The organism is Pseudomonas sp. F9001 (genome assembly GCF_013385435.1).
Lineage (GTDB): Bacteria > Pseudomonadota > Gammaproteobacteria > Pseudomonadales > Pseudomonadaceae > Aquipseudomonas.
On sequence record NZ_JACAPX010000021.1, the window covers coordinates 1 to 24,841 of the forward strand.

General features: G+C 61.7%; 24 protein-coding genes and 1 pseudogene. 14 read left to right on the top strand and 11 right to left on the bottom strand.

From position 1 onward, the window contains the following. Window positions 1-223: 223 nt before the first annotated feature. From HX818_RS20300 to HX818_RS20310, 3 genes are all read right to left on the bottom strand, one after another. The gene (locus HX818_RS20300) at window positions 224-757 is read right to left on the bottom strand and encodes a transposase (RefSeq protein ID WP_177020641.1); all 534 of its coding nucleotides are present in this window, start codon (window positions 755-757) and stop codon (window positions 224-226) included. Window positions 758-845: 88 nt separating this feature from the next. After that, the gene (locus HX818_RS20305; RefSeq protein ID WP_003209176.1) at window positions 846-1,046 is read right to left on the bottom strand and encodes a hypothetical protein; all 201 of its coding nucleotides are present in this window, start codon (window positions 1,044-1,046) and stop codon (window positions 846-848) included. 182 nt (window positions 1,047-1,228) lie between these two features. Next, window positions 1,229-2,269 carry a low specificity L-threonine aldolase gene (locus tag HX818_RS20310; RefSeq protein WP_010167499.1) on the bottom strand — a complete coding sequence of 347 codons (1,041 nt, stop codon included), beginning with the start codon at window positions 2,267-2,269 and terminating at the stop codon, window positions 1,229-1,231. A gap of 90 nt (window positions 2,270-2,359) precedes the next feature. On the opposite strand from HX818_RS20310, the gene HX818_RS20315 reads away from it, so the two are divergent. The 9 genes and pseudogenes from HX818_RS20315 (at window position 2,360) to fdhA (ending at window position 12,343) form a co-directional block, all read left to right on the top strand. Beyond that, a complete protein-coding gene (locus HX818_RS20315; RefSeq protein WP_177020642.1) occupies window positions 2,360-3,088 on the top strand; it encodes a TraX family protein in 729 nt (242 codons plus the stop codon). An 18-nt stretch (window positions 3,089-3,106) separates the two neighbouring features. Then, window positions 3,107-3,193, top strand: a pseudogene (locus HX818_RS31275) (outer membrane lipoprotein carrier protein LolA); the annotation flags it as partial. 154 nt (window positions 3,194-3,347) lie between these two features. Continuing rightward, complete coding sequence (glyA, locus tag HX818_RS20320; protein WP_087694757.1) at window positions 3,348-4,601, top strand: serine hydroxymethyltransferase; 1,254 nt, start codon at window positions 3,348-3,350, stop codon at window positions 4,599-4,601. Window positions 4,602-4,623: 22 nt separating this feature from the next. Next, window positions 4,624-5,874 (top strand): sarcosine oxidase subunit beta, encoded by a 1,251-nt coding sequence (locus tag HX818_RS20325; RefSeq protein ID WP_003209185.1) that lies wholly within the window; start codon window positions 4,624-4,626, stop codon window positions 5,872-5,874. Window positions 5,875-5,889: 15 nt separating this feature from the next. Next, on the top strand, window positions 5,890-6,192 hold the full coding sequence (locus HX818_RS20330; RefSeq protein ID WP_003209187.1) for a sarcosine oxidase subunit delta: 303 nt from the start codon (window positions 5,890-5,892) through the stop codon (window positions 6,190-6,192). Continuing rightward, a complete protein-coding gene (locus HX818_RS20335) occupies window positions 6,189-9,206 on the top strand; it encodes a sarcosine oxidase subunit alpha (protein ID WP_177020643.1) in 3,018 nt (1,005 codons plus the stop codon). The genes HX818_RS20330 and HX818_RS20335 overlap by 4 nt, the downstream gene beginning before the upstream one ends. A 132-nt stretch (window positions 9,207-9,338) precedes the next feature. Further along, on the top strand, window positions 9,339-9,971 hold the full coding sequence (locus HX818_RS20340) for a sarcosine oxidase subunit gamma (protein WP_008434339.1): 633 nt from the start codon (window positions 9,339-9,341) through the stop codon (window positions 9,969-9,971). A gap of 120 nt (window positions 9,972-10,091) precedes the next feature. After that, window positions 10,092-10,949 (top strand): formyltetrahydrofolate deformylase, encoded by an 858-nt coding sequence (gene purU / locus HX818_RS20345; protein WP_003209192.1) that lies wholly within the window; start codon window positions 10,092-10,094, stop codon window positions 10,947-10,949. Between the two features lie 194 nt (window positions 10,950-11,143). Beyond that, window positions 11,144-12,343: a formaldehyde dehydrogenase, glutathione-independent gene (gene fdhA, locus HX818_RS20350; protein WP_003209194.1), complete on the top strand. Its 1,200-nt coding sequence runs from the start codon at window positions 11,144-11,146 to the stop codon at window positions 12,341-12,343. Window positions 12,344-12,408: 65 nt separating this feature from the next. On the opposite strand, the gene HX818_RS20355 is transcribed toward fdhA, so the two are convergent. From HX818_RS20355 to HX818_RS20365, 3 genes are all read right to left on the bottom strand, one after another. Continuing rightward, window positions 12,409-12,867: an anti-sigma factor domain-containing protein gene (locus HX818_RS20355; RefSeq protein WP_003209196.1), complete on the bottom strand. Its 459-nt coding sequence runs from the start codon at window positions 12,865-12,867 to the stop codon at window positions 12,409-12,411. Between the two features lie 84 nt (window positions 12,868-12,951). Then, window positions 12,952-13,629 carry an anti-sigma factor domain-containing protein gene (locus HX818_RS20360; protein WP_008434341.1) on the bottom strand — a complete coding sequence of 226 codons (678 nt, stop codon included), beginning with the start codon at window positions 13,627-13,629 and terminating at the stop codon, window positions 12,952-12,954. After that, window positions 13,626-14,261 (bottom strand): sigma-70 family RNA polymerase sigma factor, encoded by a 636-nt coding sequence (locus HX818_RS20365; protein WP_177008825.1) that lies wholly within the window; start codon window positions 14,259-14,261, stop codon window positions 13,626-13,628. The genes HX818_RS20360 and HX818_RS20365 overlap by 4 nt, the downstream gene beginning before the upstream one ends. 153 nt (window positions 14,262-14,414) lie before the next feature. On the opposite strand from HX818_RS20365, the gene HX818_RS20370 reads away from it, so the two are divergent. Beyond that, window positions 14,415-14,984, top strand: a complete 570-nt coding sequence (locus tag HX818_RS20370) for a DUF2780 domain-containing protein (RefSeq protein ID WP_003209203.1) — start codon at window positions 14,415-14,417, stop codon at window positions 14,982-14,984. Here the strand turns inward: HX818_RS20370 and HX818_RS20375 are convergent. Beyond that, window positions 14,981-15,868: an acyltransferase gene (locus HX818_RS20375; RefSeq protein WP_003209204.1), complete on the bottom strand. Its 888-nt coding sequence runs from the start codon at window positions 15,866-15,868 to the stop codon at window positions 14,981-14,983. The two genes, HX818_RS20370 and HX818_RS20375, sit on opposite strands and share 4 nt — an antisense overlap. Before the next feature lie 173 nt (window positions 15,869-16,041). Here HX818_RS20375 and HX818_RS20380 point away from each other — a divergent pair, with 173 nt between their 5' ends. Genes HX818_RS20380 through creD form a run of 4 tightly spaced genes read left to right on the top strand, consistent with a single transcriptional unit; the run spans window position 16,042 to window position 20,061 of the window. Further along, the gene (locus tag HX818_RS20380; RefSeq protein ID WP_003209205.1) at window positions 16,042-16,542 is read left to right on the top strand and encodes an ATP-dependent zinc protease; all 501 of its coding nucleotides are present in this window, start codon (window positions 16,042-16,044) and stop codon (window positions 16,540-16,542) included. Between the two features lie 9 nt (window positions 16,543-16,551). Further along, window positions 16,552-17,220 (top strand): two-component system response regulator CreB, encoded by a 669-nt coding sequence (gene creB / locus HX818_RS20385; RefSeq protein WP_177020644.1) that lies wholly within the window; start codon window positions 16,552-16,554, stop codon window positions 17,218-17,220. Beyond that, window positions 17,220-18,659: a two-component system sensor histidine kinase CreC gene (gene creC, locus HX818_RS20390; protein ID WP_102370057.1), complete on the top strand. Its 1,440-nt coding sequence runs from the start codon at window positions 17,220-17,222 to the stop codon at window positions 18,657-18,659. Before creB ends, creC begins: the two co-directional genes overlap by 1 nt. Window positions 18,660-18,711: 52 nt before the next feature. Further along, window positions 18,712-20,061 (top strand): cell envelope integrity protein CreD, encoded by a 1,350-nt coding sequence (gene creD / locus HX818_RS20395; RefSeq protein ID WP_177020645.1) that lies wholly within the window; start codon window positions 18,712-18,714, stop codon window positions 20,059-20,061. Between the two features lie 201 nt (window positions 20,062-20,262). Here the strand turns inward: creD and HX818_RS20400 are convergent, their stop codons facing one another. The 4 genes from HX818_RS20400 to HX818_RS20415 form a co-directional block, all read right to left on the bottom strand. After that, window positions 20,263-20,892, bottom strand: a complete 630-nt coding sequence (locus tag HX818_RS20400) for a glutathione S-transferase (RefSeq protein ID WP_003209214.1) — start codon at window positions 20,890-20,892, stop codon at window positions 20,263-20,265. Between the two features lie 35 nt (window positions 20,893-20,927). Continuing rightward, the gene (locus HX818_RS20405) at window positions 20,928-21,104 is read right to left on the bottom strand and encodes a hypothetical protein (protein WP_003209216.1); all 177 of its coding nucleotides are present in this window, start codon (window positions 21,102-21,104) and stop codon (window positions 20,928-20,930) included. Beyond that, window positions 21,101-22,204 (bottom strand): PepSY domain-containing protein, encoded by a 1,104-nt coding sequence (locus tag HX818_RS20410; RefSeq protein WP_003209218.1) that lies wholly within the window; start codon window positions 22,202-22,204, stop codon window positions 21,101-21,103. The genes HX818_RS20405 and HX818_RS20410 overlap by 4 nt, the downstream gene beginning before the upstream one ends. A 62-nt stretch (window positions 22,205-22,266) precedes the next feature. Beyond that, window positions 22,267-24,696, bottom strand: a complete 2,430-nt coding sequence (locus HX818_RS20415; RefSeq protein ID WP_177020646.1) for a TonB-dependent siderophore receptor — start codon at window positions 24,694-24,696, stop codon at window positions 22,267-22,269. Window positions 24,697-24,841: the final 145 nt, after the last annotated feature.

Genomic DNA, 24,841 nt, shown 5'->3' on the forward strand with positions numbered 1-24,841 from the left:
TGGGAACGATCAGGCCCAGCGCTGAATTTCAATCAGGCCATCCTGTCCTGCATAGTTGCGGGCGCTGGAATACCGCCAGTGCTCGGCCAAGTCCACACAGCCCCGCTTCACAGGAATCGATCGTTCCCACGCTCCGCGTGGGAATGCCTCCTTGGACGCTCCGCGTCCCGCTGTGTGACGCGGAGCGTCACGGGCTGCATTCCCACGCAGAGCGTGGGAACGATCAGGCCCAGCGCTGAATTTCAATCAGGCCATCCTGTCCTGCATAGTTGCGGGCGCTGGAATACCGCCAGTGCTCGGCCAAGTCCACATAACCACGCTTCACAGGGTTGTGGTGAATGTAATCAAGCTTTTGGCGCATCACCGCTTCGCTGTACACCAACTCGGCGTGTGACCCCTCTTGCCATAGCTGATAAATCCGGTCCGTTTTATGCGCCCGTTTGCTGAAACGCAAACGCTGCAACACTCGCTCCGCTCCTCGTTTCTGCAGGTCGTCAATGATGGTTCGAGCGGTGAAGGATTTGAACTGGCTGACACATTTACCCAGGTCAGGTGCTTGAGCGACGAAGTGCAGATGGTTTTCGAGAACGACGTAGCCGTAGAGATTGAAATGTTCGTGGGTTTGTTGATATCGCCAGCAACTCAATAGGTGGCCGACAAGGTAGTCGCGGGTAAATAGCGATGTCCATTCCATGACAGTGCATGTCAGGAAGTGTGGTTTTTCAGGTTCGGTAATGGTGTAGCGGCTTCTGCCCATCAATTCGTCCTTGAACCGTGGTGTGGCCTGGACGCGGAGCGTCCGGGGAGGCGTTCCCACGCAGAGCGTGGGAACGATCAGTTAGAGGTTATTGGGCATAGATATGCACGACGAAGTGCTGGCCGGATGCTGTCAGTTCATAGACCTTGTCAGTGATCCGCAATGTCCTCGTCGGTTCGCTGATGGTGTCACCGATTTTCGCGGATTTTCTGAATTCGTCCCAGTCGATGACGGTGGTGCTGATAGTGCCTTCGCCTAGCAAGTTGTTTCCGTAGCGTTGCGCTTCCATGGTATTGCCCTCTGCTGGATTTCCGTTTCCGGCCGATTATTCGGCTGGCGGTTAGTCCCGAAAGGCGGCCTTTTCCTTCCGGGTTCCAAGAGGCTAGTCAATGAAAACGAAGTTGGTTGCTGTCAGAAATATCAAAAAACAGTCTCGGCCTTTCGCCATTATCTTAGGGGCTGATGCCTACTTCAGGCGCTCATTACTTCCCGAATATCGGCGGCTAATTCTCTTACGCGCTCTTCCTCGGTATCCCACGCACACATGAACCGCGCGCCACCCTTGCCGATGAAGGTGTAGAAGCGCCAGCCCTTGGCCGTCAGCGCGGCAATTGCCGGTTCCGACAGTTGCAGGAATACGCCGTTGGCCTGGACCGGGAACATCAACTCCACACCCGGGATATCCGCCACCAGGCTGCTGAGCAATTGTGCACAGTGGTTGGCGTGGCGGGCGTGTTTGAGCCAGGCGTCGTTTTCCAGCAGGCCCACCCACGGGGCGGAGAGGAAGCGCATCTTTGAGGCAAGCTGCCCGGCCTGCTTGCAGCGGTAGTCGAAGTCTTCGGCCAGCTTGTGGTTGAAGAACAGGATCGCTTCACCCACGGCCATGCCGTTCTTGGTGCCACCAAAGCACAGCACGTCGACCCCGGCTTTCCAGGTCAGGTCGGCCGGCGAGCAGCCGAGGAATGCGCAGGCGTTGGAGAACCGTGCGCCGTCCATGTGCAGGTTCAACCCCAGTTCCTTGCAGGTGACGCTGATGGCGCGGATTTCTTCCGGGGTGTAGACGCTGCCGACTTCGGTGGCCTGGGTCAGGGTCACGACGCGGGGTTTCGGGTAGTGAATGTCCTGGCGCTTGAGGGCGATCTCGCGGATCGACTCCGGGGTCAGCTTGCCGTTTTCGGTGCGGGCGGTGAGCAGCTTGGAACCGTTGGAGAAAAACTCCGGCGCGCCGCATTCGTCGGTTTCGACGTGGGCGGTTTCCGAGCAGATCACGCTATGGTAGCTCTGGCACAAGGAGGACAGCGCCAGGGAGTTGGCTGCGGTACCGTTGAAGGCGAAGAACACTTCGCAGTCGGTTTCGAACAGTTTGCGGAAACCGTCGGCGGCGCGGTGGGTCCATTCATCATCGCCATAGGCGCGTTGATGGCCCTGGTTGGCGAGTTCCATGGCGGCCCAGGCTTCCGGGCAGATGCCGGAATAGTTGTCGCTGGCGAATTGTTGGCTCTTGTCGGTCATGGCCCAGTCCTGTGGTCGATGTTGGTGCGCACTTTACCCAAGATTGTCGGGCGGGCGCACGCACTGTTAATGCAAAGTCATTGGGGAATTATGCACGGTTCTGAAAGCGTTCCTGTAAGCCGCGTCCGCGATGGCGCCCTGGACCTGCTCAAGTGGCTGGCGCTGCTGAGTATGGTGCTGGACCACCTGCGTTATGTCGGTTTGAGCCTGGACGGGCTGTATGTGCCGGGGCGCCTGGCGTTCCCGTGGTTTTGCCTGGCGATCGCGGCGAATCTGCATCGGGTCAAGGGCGCGCCGGTGACGGGGCAGTGGCGCTATCTGGGCTGGTTGCTGCTGTTCAGTGTGATCAGTGAGGTGCCGTACCGGATGTTCATCGACGACGCCGACACGCTGAACGTACTGCCGACCCTGGCGCTGGGTTTGCTGGTTGCCCGGGGATGGCAGCAGAAGACGCTTCTTGATCGAGGATTGGCGTTGATCGCGCTGGTTTTGGCGGGGTTTTTCTCGGCGCAGCTGATGTTCGGTTTCTTTGGCGTACTGCTGCCGCTGGCGATGTTGCTGGTGTTTCGCCGGCCATGGTATTTCAGCGTGCTGCCGGGTGTGGTGTGCCTGGCTGCCAATCAATGGCAGATCCTGCTCAATAGCGGCACGCTGGTGGCGATGCTGGGATTGGCGACATGCCTGATTGCGCCACTGGCCGGATTGGTCTTGTTGCGACATGCCGGGCAGGTATCGCCACCGGCCATGCGGCGCTGGGCGTATGCGCTTTATCCGGCGCATTTCCTGCTGCTGCTACTCATTCGAAAGATCATCGCCTAACCCCTTGTAGGAGCGAGCTTGCTCGCGAAAAACGTCAACGATTACGAGGGCTGTCTGGATGCGCGCGGCGCCCTCAGGTTTTTCGCGAGCAAGCTCGCTCCTACAAATGCCGGGGGCCATGTCGTAAACGCACCTTTGCGTGGCGTCCATAGGCATTTGACCTCTCTGCGCCAGCCCTACCATCGCATCAAAGGGCCCCTCCGTCGTGCGGCGGCCCCAACAATACGATTGGCGCACCGCCGCCGCTGGGAGAGACGCGATGTTCAGCAAGCAAGACCAGATCCAGGGTTATGACGATGCACTGCTGGCGGCCATGAATGCCGAGGAGCAGCGCCAGGAAGATCATATCGAGCTGATCGCGTCAGAGAACTACACCAGCAAGCGTGTCATGGAAGCCCAGGGCAGCGGCCTCACCAACAAGTACGCCGAAGGTTACCCGGGCAAGCGTTACTACGGCGGCTGCGAGCACGTGGACAAGGTCGAAGTGCTCGCCATCGAGCGTGCCAAGCAGCTGTTCGGCGCCGACTATGCCAACGTGCAGCCGCACTCCGGTTCGTCCGCCAACAGTGCGGTGTACCTGGCGCTGTTGAACGCCGGCGACACCATCCTCGGCATGAGCCTGGCCCACGGCGGCCACCTGACCCACGGCGCCAAAGTGTCGTCCTCGGGCAAGCTGTACAACGCGGTGCAATACGGCATCGACACCAACACCGGGCTGATCGACTACGACGAGGTCGAGCGCCTGGCCGTGGAGCACAAGCCGAAGATGATCGTGGCGGGTTTTTCCGCCTACTCCAAGACCCTGGATTTCCCGCGCTTTCGCCAGATCGCCGACAAGGTCGGTGCGCTGCTGTTCGTCGACATGGCCCACGTCGCCGGCCTGGTGGCCGCCGGTCTGTACCCGAACCCGCTGCCCTACGCCGATGTGGTCACCACCACCACCCACAAGACCCTGCGCGGTCCACGTGGCGGGTTGATCCTGGCCAAGTCCAACGAAGAAATTGAAAAGAAACTCAACTCTGCGGTATTCCCGGGCGCCCAGGGCGGCCCGCTGATGCACGTGATCGCCGGCAAGGCGGTGTGCTTCAAGGAAGCCCAGGAACCAGGTTTCAAGGCCTATCAACAGCAAGTGATCGACAACGCCCAGGCCATGGCCGGCGTGTTTATCAAACGCGGCTACGATGTAGTGTCCGGCGGCACCGATAACCACCTGTTCCTGGTCAGCCTGATCCGTCAGGGCCTCACCGGCAAAGAGGCGGATGCCGCCCTCGGTCGCGCTCACATCACCGTCAACAAGAACGCCGTGCCCAACGACCCGCAGTCGCCTTTCGTGACCTCGGGCCTGCGTATCGGCACGCCCGCGGTGACCACACGCGGCTTCAAAGTGACCCAATGCCTGGAGTTGGCCGGCTGGATCTGCGACATCCTCGACAACCTCGGCGACGCCGATGTGGAGGCCAACGTCGCCAAGCATGTGGCCGCCCTGTGCGCTGATTTCCCGGTTTATCGCTGAGCGCGGTTTTGGAGTAATGACTATGCAACGCTACTCGGGCTTCGGCCTCTTCAAGCACTCACTCAGCCACCACGAAAACTGGCAGAAGATGTGGCGCACGCCCACCCCGAAAAAGGTCTACGACGTGGTCATCGTCGGCGGCGGCGGGCATGGTCTGGCGACGGCTTACTACCTGGCCAAGGAGCACGGCATCACTAACGTGGCGGTGGTCGAGAAAGGCTGGCTGGGCGGCGGTAACACCGCGCGAAACACCACCATCGTGCGGTCCAACTACCTGTGGGACGAGTCGGCGCACCTGTACGAACATGCGATGAAACTCTGGGAAGGTTTGTCCCAGGATTTGAACTACAACGTGATGTTCTCCCAGCGTGGCGTCTACAACCTGTGCCACACCCTGCAGGATATCCGTGACTCCGAGCGTCGCGTCAGCGCCAACCGCCTCAACGGTGTGGACGGCGAACTGCTCAACGCCAAACAAGTGGCCGATGAGATTCCGTACCTCGACTGCTCCAAGAACACTCGCTACCCGGTCATGGGCGCCACCGTGCAACGTCGCGGCGGCGTGGCCCGTCACGATGCCGTGGCCTGGGGCTTTGCCCGCGCCGCTGACGCACTGGGCGTGGACCTGATCCAGCAGACCGAAGTGATCGGTTTCCGCAAGGAAAACGGTGTGTGCATCGGCGTGGAAACCAACAAAGGCTTCATCGGCGCCAAGCGCGTCGGCGTGGTGACGGCGGGTAACTCCGGCCACATGGCATCCCTGGCGGGCTTCCGCCTGCCGATCGAATCCCACCCGCTGCAAGCACTGGTGTCGGAGCCGATCAAACCGATCATCGACAGCGTGATCATGTCCAACGCCGTGCACGGTTACATCAGCCAGTCCGACAAGGGCGACCTGGTGATCGGCGCCGGTATCGACGGCTACAACGGCTATGGCCAGCGCGGCTCGTACCCGGTGATCGAGCACACCATCCAGGCCATCGTCGAGATGTTCCCGGTGCTGTCCCGCGTGCGCATGAACCGTCAGTGGGGCGGCATCGTCGACACCACGCCGGACGCCTGCCCGATCATCTCCAAGACCCCGGTCCCGAACATGTTCTTCAACTGCGGTTGGGGCACTGGTGGCTTCAAGGCCACACCCGGCTCAGGCAACGTATTTGCCGCCAGCCTCGCCAAGGGTGAAATGCACCCGTTGGCTGCACCTTTCTCCATCGACCGTTTCCACAACGGTGCGCTGATCGACGAACACGGCGCTGCGGCCGTCGCCCACTAACAGGAGAAATTCCCTATGTTGCATATCTTCTGTCCTCACTGTGGCGAACTGCGCTCCGAAGAGGAATTCCACGCCTCCGGCCAAGCGCACATCCCGCGCCCACTGGACCCGAACACCTGCACCGACGAGGAGTGGGGCGACTACATGTTCTTCCGCGACAACCCGCGCGGCCTGCACCACGAACTGTGGATTCACGCCGCCGGTTGCCGCCAGTATTTCAACGCGACCCGCGACACCGTGACCTACGAAATTCTTGAAACCTACAAGATTGGCACCAAGCCGCAATTCACCGCCAAGGCTTCTGGAGAGAAGGTATGAGCCAGATCAATCGCCTGTCCAACGGTGGCCGCATCGACCGCAACAAAGCCCTGAGCTTTACCTTCAACGGCCAGAGCTACAAAGGCTTTGAGGGCGACACATTGGCCGCTGCATTGCTGGCCAACGGCGTCGACATTATCGGTCGCAGCTTCAAGTATTCCCGCCCGCGCGGCATCTTCGCCGCCGGTGCCGAAGAGCCGAACGCGGTGCTGCAGATCGGCGCCACCGAAGCCACGCAAATCCCCAACGTGCGCGCCACGCAACAGGCGCTGTACCAGGGTTTGGTCGCCACCAGCACCAACGGCTGGCCGAGCGTGAACAACGACATGATGGGCATTCTCGGCAAGGTCGGCGGCAAGCTGATGCCTCCGGGTTTCTACTACAAAACCTTCATGTACCCGCAATCGTTCTGGATGACTTACGAGAAGTACATTCGTAAGGCAGCCGGTCTTGGCCGCTCGCCGACCGAGAACGATCCGGACACCTACGACTATATGAACCGTCATTGCGACGTGCTGATTGTGGGCGCGGGCCCTGCCGGCCTGGCGGCTGCGTTGGCCGCCGCCCGCAGTGGCGCCCGGGTGATCATCGCGGACGAGCAGGAAGAATTCGGCGGCTCCTTGCTGGACTCCCGCGAAAGCCTCGATGGCAAGCCTGCGGCCGAGTGGGTTGCCAGTGTGATTGCTGAACTCAAGGCCCTGCCGGACGTGGTGCTGCTGCCTCGCGCCACCGTCAACGGTTACCACGACCATAACTTCCTGACCATTCACGAACGCCTCACCGACCACCTCGGTGACCGTGCGCCGATCGGCCAGGTGCGTCAGCGTATCCACCGGGTTCGCGCCAAGCGCGTGGTGTTGGCCACTGGTGCGTGCGAGCGTCCGCTGGTGTACGGCAACAACGACGTACCGGGCAACATGCTGGCGGGAGCGGTCTCCACTTACGTGCGTCGCTACGGCGTGGCACCGGGCAAGAAGCTGGTGCTGTCCACCAACAACGATCACGCCTACCGCGTGGCGCTGGACTGGTTCGACGCCGGCCTCAGCGTTGTCGCCGTAGCCGATGCCCGCCACAACCCACGTGGCGCGCTGGTTGAAGAGGCGCGTGCCAAAGGCATTCGCATCCTCACCGGCAGCGCCGTGATCGAGGCCCGTGGCAGCAAGCACGTCACTGGCGCCCGCGTTGCGGCCATTGATGTGAAAGCCCACAAAGTCACCAGCCCCGGCGAATGGCTGGACTGCGACCTGGTCGCCAGTTCCGGCGGCTACAGCCCGGTGGTCCACCTGGCCTCGCACCTGGGCGGCAAGCCGACCTGGCGTGAAGACATCCTCGGTTTTGTACCGGGCGAAGCACCGCAGAAACGCGTGTGCGTCGGTGGCATCAATGGCGTCTACGGCCTCGGCGATTCCCTGGCCGACGGTTTTGAAGGTGGCGTGCGAGCTGCCAGCGAAGCCGGGTTTGCGCCGGTGGAAGGTACGCTGCCCAAAGCCTTGAGCCGTCTGGAAGAACCGACCCTGGCGCTGTTCCAGGTACCTCACGAGAAAGCTACCGCACGGGCGCCGAAGCAATTTGTCGACCTGCAGAATGACGTCACCGCGGCCGCCATCGAACTCGCCACCCGCGAGGGTTTCGAGTCGGTGGAGCACGTCAAGCGCTACACCGCACTGGGATTCGGCACTGACCAGGGCAAGCTCGGCAACGTCAACGGCCTGGCCATCGCGGCCCGTTCGCTGAATGTGACCATCCCGCAGATGGGCACTACCATGTTCCGTCCCAACTACACGCCGGTAACCTTCGGCGCGGTAGCAGGCCGGCACTGTGGGCACATCTTCGAGCCGGTGCGCTACACCGCGCTGCAAGCCTGGCACGTGAAAAACGGCGCCGAGTTTGAGGACGTCGGCCAGTGGAAACGCCCATGGTATTTCCCGCGCAACGGTGAAGACCTGCACGCCGCAGTGAAGCGCGAATGCCTGGCCGTGCGTGACAGCGTCGGCCTGCTGGACGCGTCCACCCTCGGCAAGATCGACATCCAGGGCCCGGATGCCCGCGAGTTCCTCAACCGCATCTACAGCAACGCCTGGACCAAGCTCGACGTGGGCAAGGCTCGCTACGGCCTGATGTGCAAGGAAGACGGCATGGTCTTCGACGACGGCGTGACTGCCTGCCTCGCCGACAACCACTTCCTGATGACCACCACCACCGGCGGCGCAGCACGCGTACTCCAGTGGCTGGAAATCTACCAGCAGACCGAATGGCCGGACCTCAAGGTGTACTTCACCTCGGTCACCGACCACTGGGCAACCATGACCTTGTCCGGCCCCAACAGCCGCAAACTGCTGAGCGAAGTCACCGACATCGACCTGGACAAGGATGGCTTCCCGTTCATGACCTGGAAAGAAGGCCTGGTTGGCGGCGTGCCGGCGCGGGTGTTCCGGATTTCGTTTACCGGTGAGCTGTCGTACGAAGTCAACGTGCAGGCCGACTACGCCATGGGCGTGCTCGAGAAAATCGTCGAGGCCGGCAAGCAGTACAACCTGACCCCGTACGGCACCGAAACCATGCACGTGCTGCGGGCCGAGAAGGGTTTCATCATCGTTGGCCAGGATACCGACGGCTCGATGACCCCGGACGACCTGAACATGGGCTGGTGTGTAGGCCGCACCAAACCGTTCTCGTGGCTCGGCTGGCGCGGGATGAATCGCGAGGATTGCGTGCGTGAAGACCGCAAGCAGCTTGTCGGACTCAAGCCGATCGACCCGAACGTGTGGCTGCCGGAAGGCGCGCAGTTGGTGTTCGACGCCAAGCAGACGATCCCGATGAAGATGGTCGGCCATGTCACCTCCAGTTATGCCCACAACTCCCTCGGTTATTCGTTTGCCATGGGCGTGGTGAAGGGCGGCTTGAAGCGCATCGGCGAGCGGGTGTTTGCCCCGCTGGCGGATGGCAGCGTGATCGAGGCGGAGATTGTTTCTTCGGTGTTCTTCGACCCTAAAGGCGACCGGCAGAACATCTGACACCTGATCGTTCCCACGCTCCGCGTGGGAATGCATCCCGGGGCGCTCTGCGCCCCAAGAGCGGACGCAGAGCGTCCATGGCGGCATTCCCACGCAGAGCGTGGGAACGATCAAATTCAACACAGGTGCTTTATGACAGCAGCCAATGTTTACCAGCAACGCCCCACCTCCGGAGCCAAGGCCGAGTCGTCGCTGCACCATGCCGACCTCGCCAGCCTGGTAGGCAAGGGCCGCAAGAATGCCGGCGTGACCGTGCGTGAAAAGAAACTCCTCGGCCACCTGACCATTCGTGGCGATGGCCATGACGCAGCCTTCGCCGCCGGTGTGCACAAAGCCTTGGGTATCGAATTGCCCGGTGCCCTGCAAGTCATCGTCAAGGGTGAGACCAGCCTGCAATGGCTCGGTCCGGATGAGTGGTTGCTGGTAGTGCCAGGCGGTGAGGAATTCGCCGCCGAGCAAAGCTTGCGTGAGGCGCTGGGTGATTTGCATATCCAGGTCGTCAACGTCAGCGGCGGCCAGCAGATTCTCGAACTCAGCGGCCCGAACGTGCGTGATGTGCTGATGAAATCCACCAGCTACGACGTGCACCCCAACAGCTTCCCGGTGGGCAAGGCGGTGGGCACGGTGTTCGCCAAGTCGCAATTGGTGATTCGCCATACTGCTGAAGACACCTGGGAGCTGGTGATTCGTCGCAGCTTCTCGGATTACTGGTGGCTGTGGTTGCAGGATGCGGCGGCTGAGTATGGTTTAAGCGTCCAGGCCTGATCGTTCCCACGCTCCGCGTGGGAATGCATCCCGGGACGCTCCGCGTCCCAAGAGCGGACGCAGAGCGTCCATTGCGGCGTTCCCACGCAGAGCGTGGGAACGATCAAGGAGTCACGAATAATGAGCCGCGTACCCGATACATGGATTTTGACCGCCGACTGCCCCAGCGTGCTCGGCACGGTGGACGCGGTCACTCGCTACCTGTTCGAGCAGGGCTGCTACGTCACTGAGCACCACTCCTTTGATGACCGGCTCTCGGGCCGGTTCTTCATCCGCGTGGAGTTCCGCCAGCCCGATGGTTTCGACGAACAAGCCTTCCGCGATGGCCTGGCCACCCGTGGCGAAGCCTTCGGCATGATCTTCGAACTGACCGCGCCGAACTACCGGCCGAAAGTGGTGATCATGGTTTCCAAGGCCGATCACTGCCTCAACGATTTGCTCTACCGCCAGCGCATCGGCCAACTGTCCATGGACGTGGTCGCCGTGGTCTCCAACCACCCCGACCTCAAGCCCCTGGCCGACTGGCACCAGATTCCGTATTACCACTTTCCCCTGGACCCCAACGACAAGCCGTCGCAAGAGCGCCAGGTGTGGCAGGTGATCGAAGAGTCCGGCGCCGAGCTGGTGATTCTTGCGCGCTACATGCAAGTGCTGTCGCCGGAGCTGTGCCGCAAGCTTGACGGTAAAGCCATCAACATCCACCACTCCCTGCTGCCCGGTTTCAAGGGCGCCAAGCCGTATCACCAGGCTTACAACAAGGGGGTGAAACTGGTGGGCGCCACTGCGCATTACATCAATAACGATTTGGACGAAGGCCCGATCATCGCCCAGGGCGTGGAGGTGGTGGACCACAGTCACTATCCGGAAGATTTGATTGCCAAGGGACGGGATATCGAAGGCCTGACCCTGGCCCGGGCCGTGGGGTATCACATTGAGCGGCGGGTGTTCTTGAACGCCAATCGGACAGTGGTGCTCTGATGGACACCTTCGCGAGCAAGCCCGCTCCCACATTCGACCGCATTTCAAAGGTAGGACTCGGTCAACTGTGGGAGCGGGCTTGCTCGCGAAGAGGCCCTTACTAACAACGCAAAAACAGCATCTGTACCCGAGCACTTAAACGCGCTGCCTGCCTGGGCAACGCGGTTCCATAAAAACAACAGCGAGGTGAAAGCATGTCTGGTAATCGTGGTGTCGTGTATCTCGGCAACGGCAAGGTCGAAGTACAGAAAATCGACTATCCCAAAATGCAGGACCCCCGTGGCAGGAAGATTGAGCACGGCGTCATCCTGCGCGTGGTCTCCACCAACATCTGCGGCTCCGACCAACACATGGTGCGCGGCCGCACCACTGCCCAGACCGGCCTGGTCCTGGGCCACGAAATCACCGGCGAAGTGATCGAGAAGGGCAGCGACGTCGAGAACCTGAAGATCGGCGACCTGGTGTCGGTGCCGTTCAACGTCGCATGCGGCCGTTGCCGTTCCTGCAAAGAGCAGCACACCGGCGTGTGCCTGACCGTCAACCCGGCCCGTGCCGGTGGCGCCTACGGCTATGTCGACATGGGCGACTGGACCGGCGGCCAGGCCGAATACGTGCTGGTGCCTTACGCCGACTTCAACCTGTTGAAACTGCCGGACCGCGACAAGGCCATGGAGAAAATCCGCGACCTGACTTGCCTCTCCGACATCCTGCCCACCGGCTACCACGGTGCAGTCACTGCGGGCGTTGGCCCGGGCAGCACGGTCTACATCGCCGGTGCCGGGCCCGTGGGCCTGGCAGCTGCCGCCTCCGCTCGCCTGCTGGGCGCTGCGGTGGTGATCATCGGTGACGTCAACCCGATCCGCCTGGCCCACGCCAAGGCCCAGGGTTTTGAAATTGCCGACCTGTCGAAAGACACCCCGCTGCACGAACAGATCGCTGCGTTGCTGGGCGAGCCGGAAGTGGATTGCGCCGTCGATGCCGTGGGTTTCGAAGCGCGTGGCCATGGTCATGAAGGGGCCAAGGCGGAGGCTCCGGCCACCGTGCTCAACTCGTTGATGGGCGTGGTGCGGGTGGCTGGCAAAATCGGTATTCCGGGCCTGTACGTGACAGAAGACCCGGGTGCCGTGGATGCCGCTGCAAAAATGGGCAGCCTGAGCATTCGTTTCGGCCTGGGCTGGGCCAAGTCCCACAGCTTCCACACCGGGCAAACCCCAGTGATGAAGTACAACCGCCAGTTGATGCAGGCGATCATGTGGGACCGTATCAACATTGCCGACATCGTCGGTGTGGAAGTCATCAGCCTGGATGACGCGCCACGCGGGTACGGCGAGTTCGATGCGGGCGTGCCGAAGAAGTTTGTGATTGATCCGCACAAGTTGTTCAGCGCGGCTTAAATCGCGGGCAAATAAAAAGGCGACCTCAGGGTCGCCTTTTTTGCATCTGCGGTTGGGTGGGAGAATCAGCGAATCGCCAAAGCCCCCTGATACACCGTTGGCCCCGTCGGCTGCTTGCTCACCGAGCCGCCCTTGGTTTCCGAACTGACCATCAGTGTCACCGGTTTACTGATTGACTCCTGCTGGCGAGGGTTGATGCCGATAATGCCTTTGCCGTCTTCCGGCAGCAGGCCCAGCGACACTGGCGTGCCGTCAGCCGGGACGGCCCACAGTTCCAGGCTTTGATCCGGAGCCGGTGCGGTGGCGGCAATCGGCTGCACTTCGAGGTAATCCTTGTGGGCCACGATTTGCGTGGCCGGTTGCTGGGTGGTGTTCACCAGCAATGCGGCAGCCTTGACGCTGTCCTGGGTGTAGAGGGCGCCGCCGACGCCTGCCACTATCACCAAACAGGCGCCGACGAACAGGCGTGGGCGGTTCCAGAATGAAGGCTTGTGCTCAATCACTTGGGGGTTGATCGCAGTCATTAGGCTCTTCCTGACATGTTTTGTAGTCTTTCATGGACCCGGTTAACGGCGATCGGTTCCTCATCCGTCGTATTGAGCCTCGGATCAGAGTGATGCCAATTGGCCCTGATACAGCACCGGCCCGGTGGGTTGTCCGGTCGGCGAGCCCCCCTGAGGCTCAAGGCTCACTGCCAGGGTCAGCGGCGCCGTCAGCAGCGCCTGGTGTTCTTTGCTCAACTGGATTCGGCCGTTACCCGACACCGGCAACAACCCCAGGGAGATGGGTTTGCCGCCCGCCGGGATTGCCCACAGTTCCAACGCGCGGGCCGGCTCCACAGCCGCCAGGGTCAGCGGTTCCACTTGCAGATGATCCGCATAGGCCTGGATCTTCAGCGCGGGCTGTTGATTGGCCGCCACCAGCGTGGCGTTGTACTCCACCCCAAGGTCGCGCTGGTACAACACGCCCACCAACACCGCGATCACCACCCCGCACGCCGCTACCAGCAAGCGCAGGTTCATCCAGAACGGTTTCTTCGCCGGCATATGCAGCACTTGCGGCTCAATGCGCGCCTTGATCCCTTCCCATACGTGGTCCGGCACCGGCCGTTCAGGCAGCGGCCCGGTGAGGCTGGCGAGGGCATCCTGCCAGTGCCCGAGTTCGACGCGCAGCGCCGCGTCATCCCGCAGCAGCGCTTCAAAGCGCCGGCGGGCGGTGGCAGGCATCAGCCCGATGGCGTAGTCAGCCGCCAGGGCGCGGCGCAGGGCGGTGGTCTGGTAGTTCATGATTCAAGGCACCTGCGCAAGCGCTCCATGCCGCGGCGAATCCAGGATTTGACCGAGCCCAGGGGCGCGGCCAGATGTTCGGCCAATTCCGAGCACGACAAGCCCTGGAAGTAAGCCACGGTGATCGATTGACGCTGCATGCCTTCGAGGCTGTCGAGGCAGCGGTTCAGGGCGAGGGCTTCACGCTCGCTGTCGAGCTGTTCATGGGCGCTGGGGCTTTCGTCGGCCGTGGCGTCCTCCTGGCCTTCGTTCAAGGGTTGTTCGCGGTGTTTGCGCAACTGGTCGATCGCCAGGTTGCGGGTGATATTGACCATCCAGGTCATGGGCGCCGACAGATGGGCCTCATAGCGTGAGGCGTTGTACCAGATGCGCACGAAGCTTTCCTGCAACACCTCCTCGGCCAGCTCCTTGCGACCCATGAAACGCAAGGCAACACCATGCAAACGCGGGGAAACGCTGCGATAGAGCGTTTCGAACGCCTGGCGATTACCCAGTGAACACTGGGCCAGCAATTGCCGTAGCTGATCTGCATCGTGGGTCGAAATAGGGCTTCTCCAGGCGCTTGCAACAGGGCGATGGGACGGCGCACGGTAAAGAGGGCAGGCTGAGGTTAGTCCAGCTTGGGCATTCATTCCATCTACCTCCGTGCGGCTCGTGGTGGATATACGCAGCGCAAGGCGCATCGGATGCAGTGGTTTTCTGAACTAATCTGCAGGGAGGGAACAATCCTTCGGCGTACCCAGTCAAACTCCTGCTTTTTGCGCTTACTTTCAGAGGTTGTCTTGATGAAGATTTCACGCGGTTTTGCCCTGTCCTGCCTGTTGACCGTGGCGGCCAGCCCGGTATTTGCGGCAGGTTTCAGCCTCGGCGACGTGGCCAATGCCGTGTCCGGTGCACAAGGTGGCGACAAGGCAGCAGCGGCTGCACCCACTTCACAGACCGCTGGTCTGCTGCAGGCACTGACCTCGCAATTGAACGTGACCCCTGAGCAGGCCGTTGGTGGTACCGGCGCAATGCTGGGCCTGGCCAAGAATAAATTGGGCGGCGGTGATTACTCGCAACTGACCAAAAGCGTACCGGGCCTGGACAAGCTCTCCGGCAGCAACTCCCTGGGCAGCCTCGGCGCCCTGAGCGGCATGCTCGGCCAGAGCGGCGGCAGCAAGACCTCGGGCCTGGATGGCGTGTTGGGTAACGTGAAAAACACCAACGACCTGAACACTGCGTTCAGCGCGCTGGGCATGGACAGCGGGATGGTGGGCCAGTTTGCGCCGGTTATCCTGAAATACCTGGGCGGCCAGGGCGCCAGCGAATCGGTGCTGGGCAAACTGGCTTCGGCCTGGGGCACTGGCGGCTAAGGCCGCTCCGCGCGCAGTTGGGCGATGCGCGCATCCTTCTCCATCCAGAGCTGGTTGACCCAGTTCTGGACGGTCTGGCGAAACGCCGGATCGTTCTCGTAATCCCCCTGCCACAACGCCGGATCCAGCTCTCGGGTACGGATATCCACGATCACCTTCGGCACCGCACCACTGATCAAGTCCCAGAAGCCCGGAATGTTTTCCTGTGGATAAACCACGGTGACGTCGAGCACCGCATCCAGCTGTTCGCCCAACGCCGCGAGCACGAACGCCACGCCACCCGCCTTGGGCTTGAGCAGGCGCTCGAAGGGTGAAGCCTGCTGTTTGCGCTTGGCCGGGGTGAACCGCGTGCCTTCCAGGTAATTCACCACGGTGACCGGCTGGCGCTTGAACAACTCGCAGGCCTCTTTGGTGATTTTCAGGTCCTGGCCTGCCAGTTCCGGGTGCTTGGCCAGGAATGCCTTGCTGTAGCGCTTCATGAACGGGTAATCGAGTGCCCACCAGGCCAGGCCCAGGAAGGGTACCCAGATCAGTTCCTTTTTCAGGAAGAACTTGAAGAACGGCGTGCGCCGGTTGAGGGCCTGGATCAGTGCGGGGATGTCGACCCAGGATTGATGGTTGCTGATCACCAGGTAAGAAGTGTCACCCCGCAGGTCGCCGCCGCCGCGAATGTCCCATTGGGTAGGGATGCACAGGGCGAAGATCAGCTTGTCGATCTCGGCCCAGGTTTCGGCGATCCACATGACGGCCCAGGAGGCATAGTCACGAAAGCGACCGGGGGCCACCAGCTTGAGCAGGGCAAACACCATCAGCGGCCCGAACAGCACCAGGGTGTTGAGCAACAGCAGCAATGTGACGAAACAGCCGGTGAGCAGGCGGCGCATAAGTAACTCTTGGAATCATTTTTGGCCCGCCATGATAAGCAGCTTGGGCCTGGAGACCAAATCGCAAATAAGCTTACGAATGTTTCACAGCGGGCTGGGTATGCTCTGTGATCTAACTAAGCAGCGAATTTGCAGTCTAGAATTGGCCCACTTATTTCAAGGAAACCTCCTACGTGAAATCCATCCTTGCCCTGCTAACGCTGGTGGCCTTGCCTGTCATGGCCGCCGAGCCGACCCTTTACGGTCGCTACGAATACATCCAACTGCCGGAAATCGGTGAGACCTTCAAGGCCAAGATGGACACCGGCGCGCTGACCGCCTCGCTGTCGGCCCGGGACATCGAGACCTTCACCCGTGATGGCGACGACTGGGTACGCTTCCGCCTCGGCGGCAAGGACGCCACCAACAAGGTGTACGAGCACAAGGTGTCGCGCATCAGCAAAATCAAGAGCCGCGCCGACGAAGATGACGACAAGGACGAAGCCACCGTGGCCAAGCGCCCGGTGATCGACCTGGAAATGTGCCTGGGCAACGTCAAGCGCACCGTCGAGGTCAACCTCACCGACCGCAGCAGCTTCAACTACCCGCTGCTGATCGGCGCCAAGGCCCTGCGTGAATTCGGCGCTGCGGTAAACCCGGCTCGCCGTTACACTGCGGACAAACCGGACTGCTGACGGAACACCATGGCGCATATCCTGATTGTCGAAGACGAAGCGGCTATCGCCGACACGCTGATTTTCGCCCTGCAAGGCGAGGGCTTCACCACCACCTGGCTGAGCCTCGGCCAGGCGGCGTTGGCCCATCAGCGGCAAACCCCGGCGGACCTGATCATCCTCGACATCGGCCTGCCGGATATCACCGGCTTTGAAACCTGCAAACAACTGCGGCGTTTCAGCGAAGTACCGGTGATGTTCCTCAGCGCCCGGGACGGTGAGATCGACCGCGTGGTGGGTCTTGAGATCGGCGCTGACGACTATGTAGTCAAGCCGTTCAGCCCGCGGGAAGTGGCAGCGCGGGTACGGGCCATTCTCAAGCGCGTGGGCCCCGGTGCTGCTCCGGCGGTGTTCCAGGTGGACCTGGAGCGCATGCAGATCAGTTATCGCGGCCAGCCCCTGAGCCTCACTCGCCATGAATTCCGTCTGTTGCACAGCCTGTTGGAGCAACCCGAGCGCGTGTTCAGCCGCGAGCAACTGCTGGATGCGGTGGGCGTGGCGGCGGACGCAGGCTACGAGCGCAATATCGACAGCCACATCAAAAGCGTGCGCAGCAAATTGCGCGCGGTGGCGCCCGAGGCGGAGCCCATCCAGACCCATCGCGGCCTTGGCTACAGCTACAGCCCGGGCAACAGCTGATGCGCCTGGGGATCCGGTTCTTCCTGGTGTACGCATTGTTTATCGGCCTGACCGGCTACTTCGTACTCAGCACCGTGATGAAGGAAATCCGCCCCGGCGTGCGCCAGTCCACCGAAGAAACCCTGGTGGACACCGCCAACCTGCTGGCGGAAATCCTGCGCGACGATGTGAAGAACGGCACCCTCGGCCAGAGCCACTGGCCCGAACTGCTCAAGGCCTACGGTGAGCGTCAGCCCGGCGCGAATATCTGGGGCCTGCCGAAAAACCAGGTCAACCACCGCATCTACGTCACCGACGCCAAGGGCATCGTGTTGCTGGACTCCAGCGGCGAGGCGGTGGGCGAGGACTATTCGAAGTGGAACGATGTGTACCTGACCCTGCGCGGCGAATACGGTGCGCGCTCGACCCGCAGCGAACTGGACGACCCGGCCTCGTCGGTGATGCACGTCGGCGCGCCGATCCGCGATAGCGGGCAGATCATCGGCGTGGTCACTGTGGCCAAGCCCAACAGTTCACTGCAACCCTATGTGGACCGCACCGAAGACCGGCTGCTGTGGTACGGCGCCGGGCTGGTCGCCCTGGGCTTGCTGTTTGGTGCGCTGTTGTCGTGGTGGTTGAGTGTCGCACTGCGCCGGCTGACGGCGTATGCCCAGGCGGTGAGTGAAGGCCGGCGTGCCGAGTTGCCGCACTATCGCGGCGGTGAACTGGAGCAGTTGTCCACCGCCGTGGAACACATGCGCACCCAGCTGGAAGGCAAGGCGTACGTCGAACGTTATGTGCACACCCTGACCCACGAATTGAAAAGCCCGCTGGCGGCGATTCGTGGTGCGGCGGAGCTGTTGCAGGGCGACATGTCCCGTGACCAGCAGCAGCGTTTCGTGAGCAATATCGACAGCGAAAGTGCGCGCTTGCAGCAGTTGATCGAACGCCTGCTGAACCTGGCGCAGGTGGAGCAGCGCCAGGGCCTTGAGGACCAGGCCAGCCTGTCGTTGGCGGCGCTGGTGGACGAAGTGCTCAGGGCTCAATGTGCGCGCATTGAAGGCGCCGGGTTGCAGGTCGAGCAGGCGATTGCCGCGGATCTGCAGGTGTACGGCGAGCCGTTCCTGCTGCGCCAGGCACTGGGTAACCTGCTGGAAAACGCGCTGGATTTCACACCGCCCGGTGGCACGTTGCGGTTCAGCGCCAAGGCCTTGGATGACGGGATCGAATTCACCCTGTTCAACCAGGCCGACGCCATTCCCGAGTACGCGTTGCCGCGCCTCAGCGAGCGCTTCTATTCCCTGCCGCGCCCGGCCAGCGGGCGCAAGAGCACCGGCCTTGGGCTGAATTTTGTCGAAGAGGTGATGAAGCTGCACGGCGGCTCATTGCAGATCGGCAACGTGCCCGGCGGCGTGCAGGTAAAACTGCATCTCCACACAGTCTCCACATTCCCTTCATAAATCCCCCTTAAGCGCCCGCCAGACTCTCCCCCATCAAAACAGGGAGAGCTTCATGAACCGCAATCTGCTTTTCAAATTGGGCGCCATCGCGCTGCTGATCGTGCTGTTGTTGATTCCGTTGCTGATGATCCACGGGGTGATTACCGACCGTCAGCAACTGCGCGACGACGTCTTGCAGGATATCGCCCGCAGTTCCAGCTACAGCCAGCGCCTCAATGGCCCGGTGCTGGTGGTGCCTTATCGCAAGACCGTCCGGGAGTGGAAGCTCAATGAAAAGCTCAACGAACGCTACGAAGAAACCCGCGAGGTGCGTGGTCATCTGTATTTCCTGCCGGAGCAATTTGCCCTCGACGGGCAGGTGCAAACCGAAGTGCGGGCCCGGGGCATTTACCAGGCGCGGCTGTTCCACGCCGACAGCCGTATCAGTGGGCGGTTTGTGTTGCCGGAGCAGTGGGGCATCACGGAAAATTTTGCCGATTACCGCTTTGACCCGGCGTATCTGGCAGTGGGTATCAGCGACATTCGCGGTATCGAAAATGCGTTGAAGCTGGAGCTGGGCAGCCAGCAACTGGCGTTTTCCCCGGGTACTCAAGTGGCTTGGCTGGGGGAGGGTGTGCACGTGATGCTGCCCGAGCAGGACAGCCAGAGTCCGTCACCTTTTGACTTCGCCTTTGACCTGCGCCTGCAAGGCACCGAGCAACTGCAAGTGGTGCCGGTGGGCAAGACCAGCCAGGTCAAGCTCGCGTCCAACTGGTCGCACCCCAGCTTTATCGGCAACTTCCTGCCGACCCAGCGCGAGGTCACCGCCCAAGGCTTCAGCGCCAATTGGCAGACCACATTCTTCTCCACCAACCTGGAAGAAGCGCTGCGCGGTTGCCTGGCCGAGCGCGGCTGTGACGACTTCAACAGCCGCAGCTTCGGCGTGAGCTTTATCGACCCGGTGGACCAGTACCTCAAGAGCGATCGGGCGATCAAATATGCGCTGCTGTTTATCGCCCTGACCTTTGCCGGTTTCTTTCTGTTCGAGGTGCTCAAGAGCCTGGCGGTGCACCCGATCCAGTACGCGCTGGTGGGGTTTGCCCTGGCGTTTTTCTACCTGCTGCTGTTGTCGTTGTCCGAGCACATCGGGTTTGGCCCGGCTTACCTGATATCGGCGGCGGCCTGTGTGTTTCTGATCGGGTTTTACGTCTGCCATGTGCTGCGCAGTGTCGCCCATGGCCTGGGGTTTTCAGCAGGGTTGGCGGCGTTGTATGGCTTGCTGTACGGGTTGCTGAGTGCCGAGGATTACGCGTTGTTGATGGGTTCGTTGCTGCTGTTCGGGTTGCTGGGCACGGTGATGGTGCTGACCCGCAAGCTGGATTGGTATGGCGTGGGCAAACGCAAGGAGATGGGTGATGAGTAGGTCGTTGGGGTTGCGGGAAGATCAGCAAGAGGGCGCGCAGTTAGTGGTGAGGATCAACGCGCTGTTCCCTTTGGCCCGGGAGCTTTTTGTGGCGAGGGAGCTTGCTCCCGCTGGAGTGCGAAGCGCTCCCAGGATTTTTGGGGCCGCTGCGCAGCCCAGCGGGAGCAAGCTCCCTCACCACAAGAGAACCCTTGCAGCAGGTTAGGCCGGTGGCTGGGTCTGGAGCATCGACGGCCGCTGACTCACCTCGGCATACCACGCCGCCAGCTTCGGATGGCTCGACCGCCACTGCATGTCCGGGTGGCGGAAGTCCAGGTAAGCCAGTGCACACGCCACGCTGATCGCGGCCACGTCAAACGGCCCGGCCAGTTCGGCGATGGCGTCCTGTTCGAGCATGTCGAGGGCGCGGCGGATCTTGTCGCGCTGGCCTTCCAGCCACAGGTCCCAATGTTTTTCCTCGGGGCGCATGGCGGTTTCATAACGCACCAGTACGGCGGCATCCATGATGCCGTCGGCGGTCGAGGCCAGGGTCAGGCGCCGCCAGCGGGCCGGGCCGTTCCGGGGGATCAGTGGAGTCCCGGTGTGTTGGTAGTCGAGGTAATCGAGGATCACCCGGCTGTCGTGCAGCGCATTGCCGTCGGCCAGGCGCAGGGCGGGGATCTTGCCCAGCGCGTTGTCCAGGATTACATCGGCGTCGGGCTTGACCGGCGTCGGCACGCAGGCGTGCAAGGTCACGCGGTCCAGTTGACCGGTCTCGTGCAACAACACCCGTACTTTGCGCACAAACGGCGAGGCAGGGTTGTGGAACAACGTCATGCTGGGGGTGGACATGGGCATTCCTCGGAAAAGGGCAGCGCTAATCTATCTCAACGCTTGAGCAACGCCCAGCTACCTATGGCGGCCGGAATGCCCAGCCCCACCCAGCTCAGCGAATCCCACAAGCCGTCCCCCAGCAATGCCGCAAACAATCCGGCAGCACTCAACAACCCGATGGCCAGCGGAATGCCGAATACCTTCCAGAAACTCGATTGCCTCGGCTTCATGACTTGGCCGCCTTGCGCCGCACCAGCCACAGGTACACGCCACTGCCCAGGACGATGATGGTCAGCACATCCAGCACCGCCCACAGGATCTTCATCGGCATGCCGCCGTAGTCACCGAAGTGCAGCGGCTGGGACATGCCCATGGCGTCCATGTACCACGGCCGTTCGGCGATGGCGGTGACGTGCAGGTTGCTGGCGTCGATCAATACCGGCGTCAGCAGGTGTGAAGTCAGGTGGGTGCTGCCTTTCATGAACACCGCGTAGTGATGCTCGCTGGAGAAACGCGTGCCGGGGAACGCGATAAAGTCCGGCTCCATCCCGGGCGCGGCCTTGGCGGCAATCGTCAGCAGGTCGGTGGCGGGGGCGCGCAGGGTCAGCGGCGGGGCGTTTTTGTAAGGCTCGATCATTGCGCTGAGGCTGTCGGTGCGCCACGCGGCGATGATCAGGTCGGCGCAGGCGCTGATCACGCCGGTCACGCCCACTACCAGCGCCCAGGTCAGGGTGACCACGCCGATCAGGTTGTGCAGGTCGAGCCAGCGCAGGCGCGTGGATTTGTCCTGGCGCACGGTGGCGAATTTCAGCCGGCGCATGAACGGCAGGTACAACACCGTGCCGGAGATGATCGCCAGCACAAACAGAATGCCCATGAACGCCAGTAGCAACTTGCCCGGCAGCCCGGCGAACATATCGACGTGCAGGCGCAGCAGGAACATCGTCAGCCCGCCGTTGGCCGAAGGCGTTTCCACGGCCTCGCCGGTGCGGGCGTCGAGCATGAAGGTGTGGGAGGAATTGGGTTCGGTGCCGGCGGTGGCGGCCATGATCGCGATCACGCCGTTCTTGTCGTCTTCGTCCCAGGCCAGGTATTGCATGGCTTCGCCGGGGCGATGGGCCTGGGCCTTGGCCACCAGTTGTTCGAGGTTCAGCTGTGGGGTATCGGCGGGCATCTGTGCCAGCTCGGGTTCGTTGCCCAGCAGGTGGTCGATCTCGTGGTGAAAGATCAACGGCAGGCCGGTGAGGGCGAGCAGCAGCAGGAATACGGTGCAGACGAGGCTGGTCCAGGTGTGGATGAAGGACCAGCGGCGGATGGTTTTGCTTTTCATTTTCTAGCCTTCAGACACACCGAAGCCGCCCACGGGGGCGGCCCGGTTGTTAACTCAGCCGATTACCACTGGTAGGTGGCACTGGCGACGACGCTGCGTTGGTCGCCGTAGTAGCAGTAGGAAGCATCGCAGGTGGAAATGTAGTCCTTGTCGAACAGGTTGGTGGCATTCAGTTTCACCGAAGCCCCTTTGAGGCTGTTGTCCAGGCGGCCGAGGTCGTAATGCACGGAGGCATCGAACACGGTGTAGGCATTGGCCTTGCCCAGCCAGGTGTTGCCCTGGTCGCCATAGGTATTGCCGGTGTAGCGGGCACCCGCGCCAATGCCGAAACCGTCGAGCACACCGGCGTGCCAGGTGTAGTCGGTCCACAGTGAGGCTTGCTGGTTTGGCATCAGTTGCAGGCGGTTGCCTTTGTATTGGCCTTTTTGCACTTCGGATTTGGCCAGGGTGTATGCCGCGATGACCTTAAGGTTCTCGGTCACGTCAGAGACGGCTTCCAATTCCAGGCCCTTGACCTTCACTTCGCCGGTCTGGTCGGTGATCGACTGGCCACCGGCACCGAAGCTGGTAACCAGCACGTTCTTTTGGGTCAGGTCGTACACCGCTGCGCTCAGCAGGGTATTTGAGCCGGGTGGTTGGTACTTGACCCCCAATTCCCATTGCTTGCCTTCGGTGGGTTTGTACGACTCGGTTGGCGAGACGCTGGCGTTACTCGCTGGCTGGAACGATTCGGCGTAGGAGAGGTACGGAACGAAGCCCGAATCGAACACATAGCTCAGCGCGGCGTTGCCACTGAAGTTCTTGCTGCGGTCGGTATTGGTTGCATCGTTTTTGTTGAAGTAGGTGGTGCCTTGGTGCACCCAGTCTTCACGCCCGCCGAGGGTCAGGCGCCACTGGTCCAGGGCCATCTGGTCCTGGGCGTAAAGGCCAGTCTGGATGGTTTTCTGGTTGTAGTCGTAATAAGCGGTGGAGCGCGCCGGACGCACCACCGGCTTGGTGTTGACGGGGTTGTAGAGGTTGACTGTGCCGCCGTCACCGAAGATCGACAGGTACGAGGTGTCGGTGCGCTGGTGATCCAGGCCGAGCAACAGCGTGTGGGTGATATCACCGGTGGCGAAGTCAGCCTGGAAATTGTTGTCGACGGCGAACTGGCCGATGCTTTCGTCGACGTTGGTCGACCCGCGGCTGGTATTACCCTCGGCATCAATGGTCGAGTAACCATAGGAACCCACGGTCAGCTGCTGGAAAGCCAGCTCCGACTTGGTGTAACGCAGGTTCTGCTTGAACTGCCAGGTATCGTTGAAGCGATGCTCGAAGGCGTAGCCCAGCGCGTAGTAGGTGCGGTCGTAGTACTCGTAGTCCGGGTCGCCGAGGTTCTTGTGATGAGAGATGTCCCCCAGCGGCGATTTGATCTTGGTGCCGACAATGGGCAGGAACTGACTGGTAGCACCGGTATCGTCGCGGGTGAACTGCGACAGGAACGTCAGCTTGGTGTCGGTATCAATATTCCAGGTCAGGCTGGGGGCGATGTTGTAGCGCTTGTTGTCGATGTGATCGACCTGGGTGCCGGCGTCGCGCACCACACCGCTGAGGCCGTAGAGAAACTGGCCTTCATCATCGATCTTGCCGGTGCTGGCGAAGTTGATCTGGCGGTAGTTGTCGCTGCCGTACTGCACCTGGATGGCATTGCTCGACTCGGCACTTGGACGTCGGCTGACCATATCCAGCAGGCCACCCGGTGGCGTCTGGCCGTAGACCGACGAGGCCGGCCCACGCAGCAGCGCAAGGCGGTCGAGGTTCCAGGTTTCGGCTTTCGGGTTGGCATACACGCCGCGTGGCAGGGGCAGGCCGTCGAGGAACTGGGTGGGTTCGAAGCCGCGTACACGCATCCAGTCGTAGCGGGTGTCACTGCCGTAGCTGGCGGACACGATACCGGGCATGTATTTGACGGCGTCATCCAGGTTCTGGACGTTGCGGTCCTGCATTTGCTGGCGAGTGGCGACGGAGATCGAACGCGGGGCTTCGACCAGTGCGGTATCGGTCTTGGTGCCGGCAGCGGTGCGGGTCGCCAGGTAACCGTCAACCGGCCCCCATGCGCTTTCCGCGTCGGCCTGGCCGGTAATGCTGGTCTCCGGCAATGCCACGACCCCATCCGGGATCGCTACCAGGCTGAACGTGCCTGCACTGCTTTGCTCCAGTTGCAGCCCGGTCCCGCGCAACGCTTCACGCAATGCGCCTTGTGCATCGAATTGCCCTTTTACCGGCGCGGAAGTCTTGCCCGCTGCCAACCCCGGGTTCAGCGTCAGCGCCAAACCGGCCTGGCTGGCGATCTGGTTCAGGGTGGTGACCAGCGACGCTGCCGGCAGATTGTAGGCGCGCACACTGGACGCTTGTTCGGCGGCGAGCAACTGGGTGCTGGCCAGCGGAGCGCTGAGGGCAATGGCCACGGCCAACAGGCTGGGGCGCAACAAGGTGTCTAGCGTGCGGGACATAGGGCGGCTCCTGAATGGAAATATTTCTCAATTGCCTATGTGCCGAGCGAGATGCAAAAAGTGATAGGGCTCGATGAAAATAATTTCTATTAGTGGGTGAGTGCTGTTTTTGAGGGCCTCATCGCAGGCAAGCCAGCTCCACAGG